General features: G+C 51.5%; 1 protein-coding gene. It reads left to right on the top strand.

All coding sequences use genetic code 11. The features are described 5' to 3' along the window. Positions 1 to 899: DEAD/DEAH box helicase (locus JNK54_10705; GenBank protein MBL8024728.1), on the top strand; the 899-nt coding region annotated here is incomplete at both ends.

The following is an 899-nucleotide window of genomic DNA, read 5'->3' as shown; positions in this document are numbered from 1 at the left end:
ACTCAACCCGCAATTGCTGAAGGCAGTTCAGGAAGAGGGATTTCAGGCTCCCACAGAAATACAACAGCGCGTGATACCGTTGGCCTTGGGGGGTCAGGCGATTATTGGCATAGCCCAAACGGGCACGGGTAAAACCGCAGCCTACCTGTTGCCGATTCTGAAGAAACTTACGTACGCCCAGGAAACGGCACCCCGGGCCCTGGTGTTGGCCCCCACCAAAGAACTCGTAGTTCAAATTGCCGATCATGCGACACGATTGTCCCGGTATACCGACCTGAGAACGGTTGCTCTTTATGGTGGCGTGGGCCCCAAGTCGCAAATTGAATCATTGAAGAAGGGCACCGACCTGGTCATTGCTACTCCGGGACGCTTCATGGAGTTATACCTTCGACAGGAAATCACCACCAAATTGATCAAGACGCTGGTGCTGGATGAGGCGGACCGCATGTTGGACATGGGTTTCATGCCTCAGTTGAGAAAAGTTTTTGAGGTAATTCCTCAGAAGAGACAGAACCTGTTGTTCTCGGCTACGTTTCCGCCGAAAGTGGAAAAACTAGCCGAAGAATTCTTGCTCTTTCCGGTCAAGGTGGAAGTTACTCCGCAATCTACGCCCGCCAGGGAAGTTGAACAGTGGCAGGTTCATGTACCCAATCTCAAAACAAAAATCAACTTGCTTGACTACCTGTTGCAGGACAAGGAGAAATTTAACCGCGTCTTGGTTTTTGCACGTACGAAGCAGGCGGCCAATGACGTATTCAAGTACATTGACCGGAAGAAATTGGGCCCGGTACGGGTGATACACTCAAACAAGGGCCAGAATACGCGGATTAATGCGATGAATGAGTTTCGGGAGGGTGGACTGCGGGTGCTGGTTTCAACGGATGTTTCGTCCAGGGGCA

Source organism: Elusimicrobiota bacterium, assembly GCA_016788905.1.
GTDB lineage: Bacteria > Elusimicrobiota > Elusimicrobia > FEN-1173 > FEN-1173 > JADKHR01.
The sequence above is the reverse complement of the archived record's forward strand: the minus strand, read 5'-3'. Positions and strand labels throughout refer to the sequence as shown.